Source organism: Streptomyces zinciresistens K42, from assembly GCF_000225525.1.
In the GTDB taxonomy this organism is placed as follows: domain Bacteria; phylum Actinomycetota; class Actinomycetes; order Streptomycetales; family Streptomycetaceae; genus Streptomyces; species Streptomyces zinciresistens.
In genome coordinates, this window is record NZ_AGBF01000023.1 from 13,857 (window position 1) to 29,969 (window position 16,113).

At 73.1% G+C, this 16,113-nt stretch carries 15 protein-coding genes; all 15 read right to left on the reverse strand.

Annotation, left to right across the window (positions count from 1 at the left end; all coding sequences use genetic code 11):
* Positions 1–17 precede the first annotated feature (17 nt).
* From SZN_RS10495 to SZN_RS10560, 15 genes are read right to left on the reverse strand one after another with little or no spacing between them, the layout of a single operon-like run.
* Positions 18–449: a hypothetical protein gene (locus SZN_RS10495; protein WP_007494076.1), complete on the reverse strand. Its 432-nt coding sequence runs from the start codon at positions 447–449 to the stop codon at positions 18–20.
* 29 nt (positions 450–478) lie between these two features.
* Positions 479–739: a cytochrome P450 gene (locus SZN_RS43150; protein ID WP_279627016.1), complete on the reverse strand. Its 261-nt coding sequence runs from the start codon at positions 737–739 to the stop codon at positions 479–481.
* A gap of 2 nt (positions 740–741) precedes the next feature.
* Positions 742–1,677, reverse strand: coding sequence for a cytochrome P450 (locus SZN_RS43155; protein ID WP_007494080.1), 936 nt, complete (start codon positions 1,675–1,677; stop codon positions 742–744).
* Positions 1,678–1,692: 15 nt separating this feature from the next.
* Complete coding sequence (locus SZN_RS10505) at positions 1,693–2,616, reverse strand: 3-oxoacyl-[acyl-carrier-protein] synthase III C-terminal domain-containing protein (protein WP_007494082.1); 924 nt, start codon at positions 2,614–2,616, stop codon at positions 1,693–1,695.
* Positions 2,613–2,978 (reverse strand): nuclear transport factor 2 family protein, encoded by a 366-nt coding sequence (locus SZN_RS10510; protein WP_007494084.1) that lies wholly within the window; start codon positions 2,976–2,978, stop codon positions 2,613–2,615. Before SZN_RS10510 ends, SZN_RS10505 begins: the two co-directional genes overlap by 4 nt.
* A 22-nt stretch (positions 2,979–3,000) precedes the next feature.
* Positions 3,001–3,936 carry a 3-oxoacyl-[acyl-carrier-protein] synthase III C-terminal domain-containing protein gene (locus SZN_RS10515; protein ID WP_007494087.1) on the reverse strand — a complete coding sequence of 312 codons (936 nt, stop codon included), beginning with the start codon at positions 3,934–3,936 and terminating at the stop codon, positions 3,001–3,003.
* Positions 3,933–5,486: an AMP-binding protein gene (locus SZN_RS10520; RefSeq protein ID WP_007494088.1), complete on the reverse strand. Its 1,554-nt coding sequence runs from the start codon at positions 5,484–5,486 to the stop codon at positions 3,933–3,935. Before SZN_RS10520 ends, SZN_RS10515 begins: the two co-directional genes overlap by 4 nt.
* A complete protein-coding gene (locus SZN_RS10525) occupies positions 5,483–6,655 on the reverse strand; it encodes an OsmC family protein (RefSeq protein WP_007494089.1) in 1,173 nt (390 codons plus the stop codon). Before SZN_RS10525 ends, SZN_RS10520 begins: the two co-directional genes overlap by 4 nt.
* A 13-nt stretch (positions 6,656–6,668) precedes the next feature.
* A complete protein-coding gene (locus tag SZN_RS10530) occupies positions 6,669–7,955 on the reverse strand; it encodes a trans-sulfuration enzyme family protein (protein WP_007494090.1) in 1,287 nt (428 codons plus the stop codon).
* Between the two features lies 1 nt (position 7,956).
* Positions 7,957–9,222, reverse strand: a complete 1,266-nt coding sequence (locus SZN_RS10535; RefSeq protein ID WP_007494091.1) for an FAD/NAD(P)-binding protein — start codon at positions 9,220–9,222, stop codon at positions 7,957–7,959.
* Positions 9,219–13,367: a non-ribosomal peptide synthetase gene (locus tag SZN_RS10540; RefSeq protein ID WP_007494092.1), complete on the reverse strand. Its 4,149-nt coding sequence runs from the start codon at positions 13,365–13,367 to the stop codon at positions 9,219–9,221. Before SZN_RS10540 ends, SZN_RS10535 begins: the two co-directional genes overlap by 4 nt.
* The gene (locus SZN_RS10545) at positions 13,364–14,557 is read right to left on the reverse strand and encodes a cytochrome P450 (RefSeq protein ID WP_007494093.1); all 1,194 of its coding nucleotides are present in this window, start codon (positions 14,555–14,557) and stop codon (positions 13,364–13,366) included. Before SZN_RS10545 ends, SZN_RS10540 begins: the two co-directional genes overlap by 4 nt.
* Before the next feature lie 7 nt (positions 14,558–14,564).
* Positions 14,565–14,861 (reverse strand): acyl carrier protein, encoded by a 297-nt coding sequence (locus SZN_RS10550; protein ID WP_007494094.1) that lies wholly within the window; start codon positions 14,859–14,861, stop codon positions 14,565–14,567.
* Complete coding sequence (locus tag SZN_RS10555) at positions 14,862–15,686, reverse strand: SDR family oxidoreductase (RefSeq protein ID WP_007494095.1); 825 nt, start codon at positions 15,684–15,686, stop codon at positions 14,862–14,864. It lies immediately after the preceding gene.
* The gene (locus SZN_RS10560; protein WP_007494096.1) at positions 15,686–15,940 is read right to left on the reverse strand and encodes an acyl carrier protein; all 255 of its coding nucleotides are present in this window, start codon (positions 15,938–15,940) and stop codon (positions 15,686–15,688) included. Before SZN_RS10560 ends, SZN_RS10555 begins: the two co-directional genes overlap by 1 nt.
* Positions 15,941–16,113: the final 173 nt, after the last annotated feature.

Consider the following 16,113-nt stretch of genomic DNA (forward strand, 5'->3'; position numbering starts at 1 on the left):
TGTCCGCCCACCACCGGTCAGGAAGGGACGCTCGCCCCTTCTCGGTCGACGGGTTCGTCGGGGGAAGCAGGGTGCAGTGCGGCGGCGGTGGCGATGAGCCTCCCGTCGCGGACGGACGTCGTCACCACCAGCGCGCAGTCCAGGCCCTCGGCGGTCACGAGCGCGGCCGCGGCTTCGCCTGCCAGGTCCTCGACGCGGGCGGGGTCCAGGGAGACGCCGAGCGGCACGGCGGCCACCAGACCGTTGCCGACGAGCACCCGACGCACCACGTCGGCCGCGAACTCGCCGTCGAGCAGGGCGGATTCGGTGGACCGCGGCCAGTCGGCCGGGTCGGCGCAGCCCACCACGAGAAGGGGGACCCCGGCCGGATCGAGCGGTGCCGTGTCCAGCAGTCCGCGTACGGCCGCCCCGGCGAGGGCGACAGGGTCGGCGTCCGGCGCCGCGGTCACGGTGACTTCAGCGCCCGTCCGTACGCCGGTCACCAGGCCAGGCGCAGTTCGGCGAATCCGCGCAGCATCGGGTTCATCACCCGCTTCGGCTCGGTGTCCGCCGCCCTGAGATCGGGGAACCTGTCGAGAAGCAGGCTGAGCGCCACCTCGGTCTCCATCTCGGCCAGCGCCGCGCCGAGGCAGACGTGGGGACCGTATCCGAGCGCGACATGGCCGGTCGGATTGCGGGTGACGTCGAAGCGGTCGGGGTCCGTGAAGACCTCGGGGTCGCGGTTGGCCGAGCCCAGCATGGTCACCACGCCGTGTGTGCCTTGATCCGGGCGCCCAGGTGGGTGAAGTCCTCGCGCGCCACCCTGCGGACGAACTGCAGTGGGCTCTCGAAGCGCATCATCTCCCGGATGGCGCTGGTCATGAGGGACGGGTCGGCTTTCAGCTTCTCCAGCTGGTCGGGGTGGTTCAGCAGCGTCCACAGGCCGTTGGCCACCAGGTTCCGGGTCGTCTCGTGTCCGGCCACGATGAGTTGGGCGCAGTTGGCCAACACCTGCTCGTCCGTGAGCTGTTCGCCGTTCTCCCGGACACTCACCAGCAGGCTGATCACGTCGTCGCCGGGGTCGGCCCGCCGTTGCGGCAGCAGCGCGCGGAAGAACTCGGTCATGGACAGCAGCCCGTGCTGGGCGGATCTGGCGACCTGCGGTGTGGGCCGCAACGAGCCGGCGAACAGGACGATGTCGTCCGACCAGGAGATGAACGTGCTCAGGTCGGCCGTCGGCACCCCGAACATGGTGGCGATCACCGCGGCCGGGAAGGGCTGGGCGAAGTCGGTCATGAAGTCCCCCGACCGCCGCTCGGCCATGTCGTGGATCAGTCCGGCGGCGATCTCGGTGACCTTCGGTCTCAGTGTGGCCACCAGCTGCCGGGTGAAGCCCTTGTTCATGAGCTGGCGCAGCCGGCGGTGGGCCGGTGGGTCCTGCAGCACCACCCAGCCCGCGACGGACCGGTTGAAGGGCTGGAACTCGGCGCGTTGTTCGGGCGGGAACTGGTTGATGAAGCCGGGCGCCTTCAGCGCCGCCGAGAACCTGTCGTCGCGCAGCACGTCGATCACGTCGGCGTAGCGCGGTACGAACCAGGTCCGCCCGGTGTTCGCGTCGGAGAGGTGGACGGGTGCCGACGCGCGCATACCGGCGTAGACCGGGTACGGGTCGCGCAGGAAGTCCTCGGTGATCTGCATGGCTTCTGCCCTTCGTCAGTTCTCGATTCGCCGCAATCCGATGGCGCCCCAGCTGAAGGGGCCGGTGGACAGCACGAGGACCCGGTCCCCGGCGGTGACTTCGGCCGTGCCGGTGAGGGCGGCCAGGTTGATCAGGCCGTCCGCGGTGAACACATGGCCGTGCCGGGCCACGTTGCCGCGGAAGACCCTGTCGTGGGGCAGCCCCGCCAGGTCGGCGAAGTCGTCCAGGTGGGAGGTGCTGTAGTTGTTGGCCACCAGCCACTGGTAGGAGTGCGGCCCGGTGCCGGACGTGCGGTGGAGCGCGGTGAGCGCGCCGCGCACCCCCGCCATGAACGCCAGGTACTCCCGCAGGCCCGTGGCGCGTCCGGCGGCGGCCGCCGCCGGGCGCGCGCGGTGTCCGACGCCCTCCAGTGCGTACGGTCCGCGGTGCACCGTGGACAGCAGGCAGGCGGCCGCGCCGTCGCCGTTGACGGTGACCGCGTTCGGCATCGCCCGGTACTCCCCCGGGCGTTCGGGCACCGCGTCGGCCACGACCACGAGGACGGTGCGCGCGTCCGTGGTCCGCAGCAGCGCGTGTGCGAGGCGGAGGGCGCCGGCGAGGTTGCCCGACTCGCCCAGCCACACGCCGTACAGGCGGGCGCCGTTCAGCCCGAGCCGGTCCAGCCCGGCCCGTACGTCCCGGTCGCCGGTCTGTTCGCCGCGGTGGCCGCACGTGGCGTACACCACCGCGTCCACGTCGGTGCCGGTGAGGCCGCGGCGCGGCAGCAGCTCGGCCACCGCGGCCGCGGCCAGTCGGGACGGCGGCCGGTCGGCGACCGAGCAGGTGCCGAACCCGTACTCGCGCAGCCGCGCGCCCAGCGCGGGCCGGCCGGTGACCTCCTCGACGGGGACCAACCGGCCGAGCGCGTAGGCGGGTTCGGACAGCATGGCCTCGGTCACGGCGTGCGACAGGTGTAGTGCGCCAGTACCCTGGTGATCAGCCGGTCGTCGTCGACGAAGAGGACCTCGGCCACCATGCGGCCTCCGACGCTGCGCATGTAGATCGTGACGCTGTCGACGCAGCGCAGGACGTCGACGGTCTCGAACCGCAGGTCGGGGTTCCTGGCGAGGGCGGTGCCGAAGTACGCGCGCAGGCCCTCCCGGCCGCGGACCACGTCGCTGCCGACGACCTGCCCGGCGAACGGGGACACCAACTCGACGTCGTCGGAGTACAGCTGGAGGATCTCCTCCAGGTCGTGCTTGTTCCAGACGTCGATGTGGTGTTCGACGAAGGCCACCGCCTCCTGCTCGCTCCACTGCATGGTCACGTTCTCCGTATCTCCGTCAGAGCTTGCGCAGGACGGTCGAGCTGAACAGGTGGTTGGCGCCGATGCCGAGGACGAGGGCGAGTTGGCCCGCGCTGATCTCTTCGGCTTCGGCGAGTGTCGCCAGGGTGATGAGCTGGTCGTAGGCGAAGCAGTGCCCGAAGGCGGCGATGTTTCCGGTGGGCACCCGGGCGAACGGGATGTCGGCGACCCCCGCGTAGTTGCGCAGTACCGGCAGGGCGAGGTTCGCGAGCACCAGGTGGCTGAAGTCCTGTGGACCGGCACCGGTACGGGCGTAGGTGTCGGCGCACAGTCGCTCCAGCCGGGCCGCGAACAGGTCCATGAACCGTAGCGTGTGCTGCACGGGATCGAGCGCCGACAGTTCGTGTTCGACCTGGTGGCCGATGTGTTCGACCGCGTACCCGTCCGTCGCGTCGGTGCTGACCACGCAGCTCAGGACGGTGTCGCTGAACACCGACGCGGCTGCCGGAAGGAGTCGGCCGGCGCGGCTCTCGTCCAGGGCGTCCGCGCCGAGCAGCAGGACGGTGCGCATGCCCTGGGTGCGGATCAGGGACGCGGCGATCATCAGGGCGTAGGAGAAGTTGCTGCACTGGGCCTGGAACAGGCCGACGGGCAGGGCCTTTTGCATGCCCAGCTCGCGGCAGAGGGCGGTCAGGTCGCCGTGGTCGTCGTAGCTGGAGAAGGTGGAGGAGAAGAACAGCGCGGCGTCCACGGTGGACGGTTCGACACCGGCGGTGTGCAGGGAGTCGGAGGCGCAGTCGGCGAAGTACTCCCGTACGGGTCTGTCGAAGACCGAGTAGCGGCTCAGTCCGCCGCGGCTCAGGGCGGCGAGGTCGGCGAGGTCGGCGAGCCCGCGCTCGGTGAGGTCGACGAGGTCGTGCCACCGGCCGTTGCGGTGGCTGACCCCGTTCACCACGACCGCGGGGGCGCTCATCCGGTCCGCTCCCCGGCCGGCAGGGCGGCACGGTCGATCTTGCCGTTGACCGTGGTCGGCAGGTGTGCGACGAGGGCGAATCGGGCGGGGACCATGTAGCGCGGGAGGGTCTGCGCGCAGTGCGGCCGCAGTGCGGCGTCGAGCCGTCCGCTGTCCAGGTCGTGGCCGGGTGTGGGCAGGACGTACGAGACCAGCCGGGGTTCCTCGCCGGAGGTGTCGAGGACGGTGGCCGCGGCCGCCACCGCGGGGTGGGTGTGCAGGTGCAGGTCGATCTCCTCCAACTCGATGCGGTGGCCGAGGAGTTTGATCTGGGTGTCGGCGCGGGAGTGGAAGTGGTGCTGTCCGGCCTCGTCGGTGTAGGCGAGGTCGCGGGAGCGGAACGCGCGCACGCCCGGCCCGGACAGCGGGCTGGGCACCAGCGCGGCCGCGGTGGTCGCGGTGTCCTGCCAGTAGCCGCTGAACAACGCGTCGCCCTCGACGTGGAGTTCGCCGACGCGGCCGGGTTCGGTGATCACGGCGCCTTCCTCGTCCACCAGGTACATGCGCATCCCGTCGATGGCCCGCTCGCCGAACGGGACGCGTCCGTGCGGGTCGGCGAGGACGTCACCGAGCACGTGGTAGGCGCAGGCGATCGACTCGGAGTGGCCGAATCCGTTGACGAGCCGCAGTCCGGGCTTGGCGGCGCGCAGGGCGCGCAGTCCCCCGACGGGGAATCCCTCGCCGGCGTACAGCACGGTGTCGAGCGGGGTGTCGGCCAGCCTTTCGAGGTGGGCGTCGGCCAGCAGGGCGCGCCAGATGGCGGGGACCCCGTTCATCTGCGCCACCCGGTGGCGTCGCAGGGCCCGGACGAAGCCGGCCGGCTGCTGGGCGAGCAGTCGGGACATCTGCACCAGGGTGCCGCCCGCGCCGAGTGCCATGCCGAGGTCGAGGAGGGAGAAGTCGAACTGCAGGGGTGCCATGCTCCCCAGCCGGACTCCGGGCGCGACGCCGAACCCGCGGAACCCGAGCCAGAAGGACACCACGGCCCGGTGCGACATCATGATGCCCTTCGGCATCCCGGTGGAGCCGGAGGTGAACACGAGGTAGGCGAGGTCGTGTTCGGCCGGGGGCCGCGGCGCGGTCCGGGCCGGGATGCCGCCCGTCAGGTGCAGGCGGCTGTCGTCGGTGAGGGCTCCGGTCACCGCGCAGGGGCTGTCCCGCGGTGCGGTGACGCCGATGTGGGCGGCGGCACCGACCCGGTGCAGCAGGTGTGCCTTGCGTGCCGCGGGCAGGTCGGGGCTCATGTTGACGAAGATCACGGCGCGGCTGGCGGCGGCGGCCATCAGCGCGACGGCCTCGGGTCTCGGTGACAGCTCCAGCACCGCCACGTCGCCGGCTCTGAGGCCGTGCTCGTCGAGCGTGGTGGCGTACTCCTCGGTGAGCGCGGCCAGTTCGGTGTAGCTCAGGGTGAGCCGGGCCGAGCTGACCGCGGGCGCCGGTCCCCGCTCGGCGGCGCGTGCGAGCAGGTAGGTGTGGAAGAGGCGGGGCAGCCCGGCGCCCGGCTCGGTCACCGCTGGCCGCTCAGCGCGTTGTTGGCCGCGGCCGCCGCCTGCCTGCGGGCCACTTCGGTGAGGAAGGCGGCGACCTGGCCGGCGTCGCTGGTGAAGCCGGTCGGCTCGCCGTCTGGTGTACGCACCTCCACCTCCACGGAGTTGGCGCGCAGGAGGGTGGCCAGCAGGACGTTGCGGGCCGCGGCCCGGCGCACCAGGCCGGCCAGATCGGCCCCGGCCCCGGTGTCGGCGCGTACCAGGAACCGGAGGTTGTGGAAGCGGGCGGGGATGTCCGGCGACACGTTGAGCATGCCGCGGATGTCGAGCCGCCCGGAGGACTCGACTTCGGCGCCGGCCAGGGTGATGCCGTGCTCGGCGGCCTCGGCGTGCACCTGGTGGGTGAGGTCGGCGGAGACGGCGGCGAGCAGCAGTTCCTGCGGGTTGGGGCCGGAGTCGAGGCCGAGCATCTGCTTGGACTGGTCCACGACCAGCGCCGGTCGCTCGCGGCGGGCCTGCGCGCCGGGGGCGAAGGTGGTCGTGGCGGTGGCCTGTACGCCGTACTCCCAGGTGAGTTCGGCGGTCAGGTCGAGCCGGGTGGCGCCGGGGGCGGCCGGCGTGGGGGCGGCCTGGTCGAGTTCGACGGCGTCCGGTGTGCCGTCGGGTCGTACCGCCACCGCGGCCAGCCGGTAGCCGCCCTCGTCGAGGAACGCCCGGTGGTTGGGGCTGAAGCAGGTGACGAACTGGCTGACCTCCCTGACGCTGTCCGCGGGGCCGTCGCAGTCCGCCTCGACGAGGTAGCGCACGTCGTGAAGTGCCCTGTCGCCGCCGGCCCACCGGCCCCGGGCGTCCACGTCGACCGCGGCGGTCACCGTGAGCCGGAGCGAGGTGATCGTCACTCCGCGGGCGGAGTAGCCGTGCACATGGGTGATGAGCACACAGGCGCCGAGCGCGGCCACCGCGGCCTCGTGGGAGGACAGGCCGCCGAGCGGACGGGCGCTGTCCTCGGTGAACGGGATCCGGAAGGAGCGGGCCATCCGCTGGGTGCCGTGGTGGGCGGTCCGGATGCTGACCTGCGCGCCGTGCAGTCCCGGCACGGCGGTGGCGTTGAAGTCGATCACCGCCTCGATGGGCTTGTCGCCGATCTCGTGCACCAACTCGGATGCGCCGCTGATGTCGAGCCCGTTGCGCATAGGTGATCCACCTTCAGATTCCGTTGAGGGCCTGGTCGATGTCCGCGATCAGGTCGGCGGTGTCCTCCACGCCGGCCGAGAGGCGCACCAGTCCCGGTTCGATGCCGATGTCGCGGCGCTGTGCCTCGGTGAGGAAGCTGTGCGAGGTGTTGAACGGCAGGCTGACCAGTGACTCCACCCCGCCGAGGCTGGTGGCCACCTGGGGGATGGTGAGCCGTTCGAGGAGTTTCAGGGCGGCCTCGTCGCCGCCCGCGACCTCGAAGCTGACCATGCCGCCGAAGCCGTCGCGGCAGATCTCCCGGATCGCCGGGTAGCCGTAGTCGGGCAGCGACGGGTGGTGCACGGTGCGCACCTTCGGGTGCCCGGCGAGGAACGCCGCGAGCGCGTCCGCGTTCGCGACGTGCGCCCTCATCCGCAACGCGAGGGTTTTCAGGCCGCGTTCGAGGAGGAAGCAGGGGAAGGCGTCGATGGAGCCGCCGAACTTCAGCATCTGCTTCCACAGCCGGTCCATGTACTTGCGGGAGCCGACCGCGAGTCCCGCGGTGACGTCGCTGTGGCCGCCCAGGTACTTGGTCGCGCTGTGGATCACCACGTGCGCGCCCAGTTCCAGCGGGCGCAGGCAGTACGGCGTGAGGAAGGTGTTGTCGACGACCAGCAGGAGGTGGTTGCGCTCGGCGTACTCACCGAGTTCGGCCAGCGGCAGCGCTTTGAGCAGCGGGTTGGTCAGTGTCTCGAAGAACAGCACCTGGGTCTGCGGCCGGACGGCCGCGACGATCGCGTCCATGCTGGTCGCGTCGGCGAACGTGACGTCGCGGCCGAGCTGGTACATGTCCTCGCGCAGCAGGTTGTAGCTGCCGCCGTAGACGTCGCGGGAGGTGACGATGTGTCCGCCGCGGTTGGTCAGGGCGAGCAGGGTCGTGGTGATGGCCGCCATGCCGGAGGCGAACACCACCGCGCTCTCCGCGTTCTCGAGGGCGGCGACCTTCTCCTGGACCACCCACTGGTTGGGGCTGCCGTAGCGGCCGTAGATCGGTACGTCCCGGATGTGGCCCTGGTCGAAGGCGCCGTAGGTGTGCTCGTTGAACTCGAAGGTGCTGCTCGTGAAGATCGGCGTGCCGACCGCGCCGGTCACCGGGTCGATGTACGTCCCGCTGTGGACGCTCTGGGTGCTGGGTCCGACCACGTCGTCGAAGACCCGCTGCTGGGGCAGTCGCGGCCCCGGCACCCGGCCCCGCCCGAGGCTGTTCGACCAGGGCCGGTCCTCCCCCGGTCCCGCGGTGTCACCGATGGCTTTGGCCACGTCACTGTCCCTTCCTCGTCGTCGCTGGTGCGCTCGGCGGTGTCGTCGCCGGTGTCAGGGGCGAAGCCCGTCCCAGGAGGCTTCTGACGATGTCCTCGGCGTCGCGGCCGTGGAACACGTTGATGGCGGCGCGCCGTTCGCCGTCGTCGTCCCTCCGCGCGAAGCCGATGCCCAGTCCGTGGACGCCCGCGACCGGCCCGTGCGGTCCGAGGACCCGGCACGCCTCGTCGACGGCGATACGGCCGTGCTCGCGTCGCAGGGGGACGGGCGTGCCGTCGGCGCCGACGACCTCGGGGGCGGTGCCGCGGTAGCCGCCGGCGTGCACGACGACCGCGGCGCGGGCGAGTGCCTGCCGTGCCTCGTCGGTGCCGGCCGGGCACAGCCGGACGCGGTCCTCCGCGCGGGCCAGGACGGCCATGCACAGCCGTCGGGCGGCGCCGCGCAGACCGGTGAACCGGTTCACCGCACCGGTCTGCGGGCAGATCACCGGTGGCTTCAGGGGTGGCGTGCCGGGGAGCGGCCCGGCTGCGGCGAGTTCGGCGACGCTGGCGAAGCCCAGCGCGATCTCCCGGTGCACCACGGTGATCTGGCCCGGCCGCACCGCGCCGCCGTGCCGGGTGAGCACCAGGTCGGCCGCGGCGAACCCGCTGTGCGAGCCGCCGAGGATCGCGACCGGGCGGCCCGCCCGGACCGCGTGGGCGACCTGGTCGACGTCGCCCGCCAGCAGCCGGGCGGACGGCACCAGCCGGTCGCCGGGTACTCCGTGCCGTGCGGTGTCCTCGGCGGCGCCGGTGGCCAGTACGACCGCGTGGCTGCGCAGCACCGGCCGGCCGGCGGTGCAGAGGCTGGTGAAGGTGCCGTCGGCGTTGCGCCGGACCCTGCGCACCTCGCGCCCGTATCTGATCTGGCCGGTGTGGGCGTGGAGCCAGCCGGTGATCTCGTCCGCCAGGTCGGCCAGGTACGCGCCGACGTGCCGGAGCGGCACTCGCCGTTCGCCGTGCTCGACCAGTTCGCGTCCGGCCGGGCGGTCCAGGACGCCGCCGAACCGGCCTGCGGGATCGACGCCGGCGACGAAGTCGCGGGCCGGGGAGTTGGACTCGATCAGGAAGGGGAAGCGGTTGGCGCGCAGCACGGCGGGGCCGAGGGCGCGCTCGACGAACGCCATGCCCTGCGCGGCGAAGCGGTCCAGCTCGCCCATGCGGTCGGCGGCCAGGGGCAGCCCGAGGGTGGCGGGTCCGAACCCGACGACCTGTACCAGGGGGATCATCCGTGTACCGCCCGTCGGATCAGCGCGGCCACCTCGGCCGCGCGGGCGGGCCGCACGACGCTGAAGTGGTCCCCGGTGAGGGTGTGCCAGCGTGCTCCGGGGAGCGCGGCCGGGTCCACGGCGCAACGGAGCGGTACCAGGTGCCGCGGGCGGGCGGTGCCGAAGCCGTCCTCGGCCGTGACGACGGTGACCGGCTGCTTCGGATCGGGGGTGAACCGGTAGTCGGACAGGGCGACGGCGTTGCTCCGGTAGCGGTCGAACAGGGCGGTGAGGACGGTGTCGGAGAGGTCGGGGCCGTCCGGGTCGTCGGAGTCGTCGTGCTGTCCGCCGGAGAGGTCGCGGGCGAAGGAGCGCCGCAGTTCGGCTTCGGCCGGGCGGCTGCCGGGCCGGGCCGGCAGCCAGGGGTCGAGCATCACCACGGGCCAGGCGCCCTCGGCGAGCCGGGCCGTCTCGTAGGCGACGGCCGCCCCGTACGACCAACCGACCAGCCGTACGCGTCTGTCGGGCAACTCCGCACGGATGCGGGCGTGATAGCGCTCGGCCATGCTCGGCACGGTGTGCTCGCCGGTGGTGCCGGTGTCGGCGGCGATCGCGTACACCGCGTGGTCGGCGGCCAGTTCGCGCACCAGCGGCCGGTAGCACAGCACGTCGCCGCCGACCGGGTGGATCAGCACCAGGGGTTCGCCGGCGCCGTCCATGTACGTGACGGTGGTCGACGCGGTGTGGCGGGCGAGCACGGCGGCCAGGTCCCGGACGGTGCGCTGCCGGTGGAGGGTGGCCAGCGGCAGCCGGACGCCGAACTCGCGCTCGACCCTGTTCAGCAGGACGGCGGCGGACACCGAGTGGCCTCCGCTGGCGAAGAAGTCGTCCAGCACGCCGCGGACCGGGACGAGTTGGCGCCACAGTTCCAGGAGGGCCGCTTCGGCCGGGCCGGCGGGCGCCACGGCGGCGGCCGCGGGTTCGGCCCGGTGTGCGGCCATCCGGGCCCGGTCCACCTTGCCGTTGGCGGTCAGCGGGAGGTGCTCGTGCACGACCAGCGAGACGGGCACCAGGTAGTCGGGCAACCGGGTGCGCAGGGCGGCGAGGAGGTCGTCGGGGTGCCGGGCGCCGGGCGCGTCCAGCGCGACGTGTCCGACGAGGCCGCCGCCGCGCAGGTCCCTGCGGACGACGGCCGCCGCGGCGCGCACCCCGGGCTCGTCGAGCAGCGCGGACTCCACCTCGCTCAGTTCGACCCGCATGCCGTTCACCTTCACCTGGCCGTCGCGGCGGCCGAGGAACTCCAGCGTGCCGTCGGGCCAGTAGCGGGCGCGGTCGCCGGTCCGGTAGAGGCGGGTGCCGTCCGACGGGTGGGTGAGGAAGGCCGCCTTCGTCAGTTCCGGGTCGTTGAGATACCCGTCGGCCAGGCCGCGGCCGGTGATGTAGAGGTCGCCGGGCACCCAGTCCGGGCGGTCGGCCAGGTGCGCGTCCAGCACGCGGAAGCCCTGGTTGGCCAGGGGGTGTCCGTACGGGACGCTGGTCCACTCGGCCGGCACCGGACGCGGCACCGGGTACCAGTTCGACCAGATCGACGCCTCGGTGGCGCCGCCGAGGCTGACCAGCCGGACCCGGGGCAGGGTCGCGGCGAGCCGGTCGCCGAGGTTGACCGGCACCCAGTCGCCGCTGACCATGGCCAGTCGCAGCGTCGGCAGGTCCGGGCGGCCTGCGGCCTCCCGGTAGTCCAGCAGCATGCCGAGGTGGGCGGGGACGCTGTTCCACACGGTGACCCGCGCGGCGGCGCACGTCTCGTGCAGCGCGGCGGGGTCACGGGCCGCGCCGTCCCGCGGCACGACCACCGTGCCGCCTGCGGCCAGGGTGCCGAAGACGTCGAACACGGACAGGTCGAAGGTGGCCTCCGACAGCGCGAGCACCCGGTCGTCCGGTCCGATGCCGAACCGGGTCAGCAGGTCGGCGAGGGTGTTCGCGGCGCTCTGGTGCCGGATCATCACGCCCTTCGGCTCGCCGGTGGTGCCGGAGGTGAAGATCACGTAGGCGAGGGACTCCGGGCTCACCGGGGGCGGCGGCGCGGCAGGCTGCTCCCGTCCCGGTGGAGCGGAGCGTCCGGCGAGCACGTGGTCGAGGCCGAGGCGGGGCAGGTCGGGCGCCGCGGGCGGGCCTGAGGTGTCGTCGGTGAGCAGGCAGCGGGGGCGGGCCCGGTCGATCACCTGCCGGATGCGGGCGGCCGGCCACCGCGGGCCGACCGGCACGTACGCCGCGCCGGTACTCAGCACACCGAGCAGCGCGGCCACTTGGCGCCAGCCGCGGTCCGCCTGTACGAGGACCAGGTCGCCGGGTTCGCAGCCGGCCGCGCGCAGCGCGTGCGCGACGGTCGACGCCGCGTCGGTCAGCTCGCCGTAGCTGAGGGTGCGGTCGGGGGCGATGACCGCGGGCGCGTCGGGGGTGGAGTCGGCCACGGCGAAGACCGGTTCGTGCAGGGTGGTCGGTGGCACGGGTACGGCCGTGTCGTTGACCCCGGCCCGGACGTGGAGCTGCGCGGCCGGGGCGGCGACGAGCCGGGCGGACCGCCACGCCTCGGGGGTGCCGCACAGGGTGTGCAGCAGGGCGCGGTAGTCGGCGAACATCGCGTCGACCAGGCCGGGCGGGTAGATCCCGTCCACGGTGTCCCAGTTGGCGACGAGGCGGTCGTCGCTGTCGAAGACCTGGTGGTCGAAACTGACCTGCGGGGTGTGGATGGCGCCGCCGACCCGCCGCCAGCCCAGGCGTTCCAGGAAGACGCCGTCCTTGGTGCCGCCGCCGATGACGCTGGCGAACACCACCGGCATCGCGGGGGAACTGGCGGCGCCGCGGCGGCTGTTCAGCTCCCGGATGCCGTCCACCCCGCTGTACGCGCCGTGTGCCAGGTCGGCGGCCAGCCGGGCGCCGAGCGACGCGGCCCGGCCGGCGAAGGTGTCGGCCCCGGACCGGCACTCCAGCAGCAGTGTGTCGCTGAAGTTGCCGAGGACACGCGGCACGTCCGGGTGCAGCGGCTGCCGCTCCCCGTACATCACGTTGAGTGTGAAGTCCGGTGCCGCGCTGTAGTTGCGGAGTATCTCGCAGAACGCCGCGCACAAGGCGACCGTGACGGTGACCCCGTGCGCGGCGGCCCCGGCCTTGAACGTCCGCCACTGGTGCGGTTCGAGCACCGCGGTGCGGCGGGTCATGCCGGCCGCGGTGGACTCGCCCTTCCTGCGCGGAAGTTCGGGAGCCGGTGGCAGCTCGGGAAGGCGGCGCAGCCAGTACTGCCTGCTGTCCGCGTCGGCGCCGGAGGCCCGCCGCGCGGCGCGTGCCACCTGGTAGTCCCGGTAGGTGTAGCGCAGTGGGGGAAGCCGCCGTCCGGCGAGCAGGGCGCGCAGTTCGTCGGCGAGGAGGTCGCCGGACGCGCCGTCGAACGCGAGGAGCCGGCCGGCGACCTGGACGCGGTGGCCGTCGGCGAGCCGGAACACCCGGAACCACAGCACCGTCCCGGAGTCGGCCGCCGGAACGCGCTCCGACAGTTCGGCGCGGCTGCGGCGCAGTGCCGCTTCCGCCTCGCCGTCCGCCATGCCCCGCAGGTCCCGGTAGCTCAGGGGCGGTTGCTGCGGTGGCGGCAGCACCCGCTGGGTGCCGTCCGCGCGGAACGCGAGGCGCAGTGCCTCGTGGCGGCGCAGCAGGGTGAGGATCGCGGCGGTGAACCGCGGGAGGTCGAACTCGGTCACCCGGTAGTCCTCGCAGAACACCGCCGGGCGGGCGAGGTCGTATCCGCCGGTCTCGCCGATCAGGTACGCCTGTTGGAGCGCGGACATCGGGAACGCCTCGGCCTGCCGTGCCGCGGGCCCGGGGGCGTCGGCCGGTGGCGCGGACGCGGGGTGGCGTGCGCCGGCCCCGGGTTGCTCCAGCCAGGCCGTCACCGCGGCGAAGGTCTGGTGCTCCAGGATCAGGGTGCGCGGCACCTCCACCCCGAGGGCGTCGCCGATGCGGGAGGCCAGCGACAGGGCCAGCAGCGAGTACCCGCCGAGTTCGACGAAGGTGGCCTGCTCGGACCAGGTGCCGTCGAGGCCGAGCGCGTCGCGCCACAGCGTGCGCACCCGCTCCCTGGTGTCCTCGGGCCGGGAGGTGGGGGCCTGGCTCATCGGTGCCCGCCTTCCGTCGCGGCCACGGCCGTGCGGTCCGGCCCGCCGAGCCTCATCGGCAGCGCGGCCGGCTGCCGGAAGGTCCATCCGTCGATCCGGGGTGGCGTGCCGACCACGGCGGCGTCGGGGAACCTGCGCAGGAAGGCCGCGAAGAACCGCGTCGCCAGGTCCACCGCCAGGTGGGTACCGAGGCAGGAGTGCGGCCCGTGGCCGAAGCTGAGGCCCGCCCGTTCCTCCCGGTCGGGCCGGAAGCCGTCCGGGTCCGCGAACACGGACTCGTCCCGGTTGCCGCTGCCGAGCAGCAGCTTCAGCGGGCGGCCCGCGGCCACCGGCACGCCCGCCAGCCGGGTGTCGGTGCGGGCGAAGCGCACGGTGTCCATCTGCGGCGGCTGCCAGCGGATCGCCTCGCGCACGACCCTGCCGAGTACGGCCTCGTCCGCGCGCCCCCTCGCGCGCCACTCGGGGAACCGGGTCAGGGCGACCATGGTGTTGGCGAGCACCCCGGTCGAGGTCTCCACGCCCGCGGCGAGCACCAGCAGCACCATGCCGACCGCGTCCTCCAGGTCCAGCTCGCCGGTCCGCACGAGCGCGCCGAGCCGGCTGATGACGGTCCGGCCGTCCTGGTGCGGGTCTCGCAGGAGGCGCCGGGCCAGGTCGCGGACCTCGTGGCGGAGTGCGGTGGCGACGGCGAAGTCCCTGCTGCTGCCGTCCAGGTGTGCCAGCAGGTAGCGCAGGTGGCCGAACACCCAGTCCCGCTCCCCGCGCGGGATGCCGAGGAAGGCCGCGGTCACGGATTCCGGCAGTGCCCGTGCCACCGCGGGCACGAAGTCGACGTCGTCCCGGCCGGCCAGTCCGTCCAGGACGTCGGAGACGCATCGGGCGACCGGTCCGGCGAACGGCGTGTTGGCGTCCCGCCCGACGAGCAGGCTGCCCAGTCCGCGGCGCAGCCGGGTGTGCCGCGGCCCGTCGAAGTCGAGCAGTGTCGGGCCGAACACCTGCCGCGACACCCTGAAGGGGTAGTCGACGGTGAAGTCCGGGCTCGTCAGGCAGGTCTTGATGTCGGCGTGGCGGAACACGCAGTACATCCGGACCGACGGCACCCACGTGACGGGCCGCTCCCGGCGGCATCGGGCGAACACCCGCCACAGCTCGTCCCCGAGTTCGGGGGACAGGAAGTCGACGTGCCTCATCCCGCGGTCAGTTCTGCCCGCCGGCGCCGTTCGCCGGGCCGGGGCCGACGAAGGTGCCGTAGATCCGGTCGGTGGTGGCGAAGATGTCGATGGTCGCCTGTTCCAGGTCGATCGGCCGTCCGACCAGGTTCTCGATCAGCGCGATCAGCTTGATCACCGAGAAGGAGTCGAGCACCCCGGCGTCGAAGAGGTTGTCGTCACCGCCGACCCCGGTCATGGTCCGCCCGTCGCCGAGTCCGCCGACGAATGCGGCGAACTCCGCGTCGAACTCGCCGCGGCTCACCACGTGCTGTGCGTCCGTCATTCAGATTCCGCCTTCGTGTCGGCCCGTGCCGGCCGGGGGCACCCCGATGCCGCCGGCCAGCGCGTGCATCCCGCCATCGGCGTGCAGCACCTGGCCGGTGGACCACCTGGCCAGGTCGGACAGCAGGAACAGCACCGCGCCGACGATGCGGCCGGGGTCGGTGCGGTCCCAGCCGAGCGGCGCCCACCGCTCGTAGTACTCGGCGATGTCGTCGAACGTGCTCACCCCGCGCCCGGACACGGACTCGACGGGGCCGGCCGCGACCAGGTTGACCCGGATCGCCGAGGGCCCGAGATAGCAGGCGAGGTAGCGGGCCACGGCCTCCAGCGCCGTCTTGTAGACGCCCATCCAGTCGTAGCCCGGCAGCGCCCTCGCGGAGTCGACCGTCATGCCGACGACCGATCCGCCGTGCTCGCAGCGGGCGAGCAACGGCGCGAGGGCGGCGGACAGTTGCTGGAGCGAGTACGCGGAGGTGCGGAACCCGGCCAGGGCGCTGTCGGGCGGTGTGGTGAGGAACGCCCGCCCGAGCGCGTCCGGTGGGGCGTGCGCGATGCTGTGCAGGACCCCGTCCAGCCGGCCCCACCGGCGGTCCAGTTCGTCGGCGAGCGCGGCGAAGCCCTCGTCCCGGGTGACGTCGAGCTCCAGCACGTCCGGGCGGACGGGGAGCAGGCCGGCGGCCTTGCGGGTGATCCGCGCCGCCCGGCCGAACGAGGTCAGTACGATCTCCGCGCCTTCCTTCTGCAGCGCGGCGGCGGCGTGCCAGGCGATGGACTCGTCGTTGAGCACACCGGTGATCAGGTACCTGCGGCCGGCGAGGGTCGGCATCAACAGGAGGTGCTGGACACGATGCGGTCGACCAGTTCACCGATGGTGACATCGGCGAGTTCGGCGCGCCGGATGTCCACGCCGTACTGGCGCTTGATCGTGGTCATCAGGTCGGCGACGTCGAGCGAGTCGATCTCCATGGTGTCGAACTTGGTGTCCGGGGCGATGGTCTCCCGCGGTATGCCGAGGTCGACGAGCTCGGCTCGGATCAGTTCGTGCACGGCTTCCGCGGTCGTCTCGACGGGCATGGACATGCTTCTTCTCCTTGTGGTCGTGCGGAACGCGTGCTGCCGGGCGGGTGCCGCGGGGCTGGTGCTGTGGCCGGGAGGGTTCGCCGGAGGCCCGCGGCGTCCGGTGCGGTGCCTCGCGAGGCGGAGCCTCCTCCTCGTACCGGACGTACCCGGGTGAGGCGACCACGCGGCGAGGT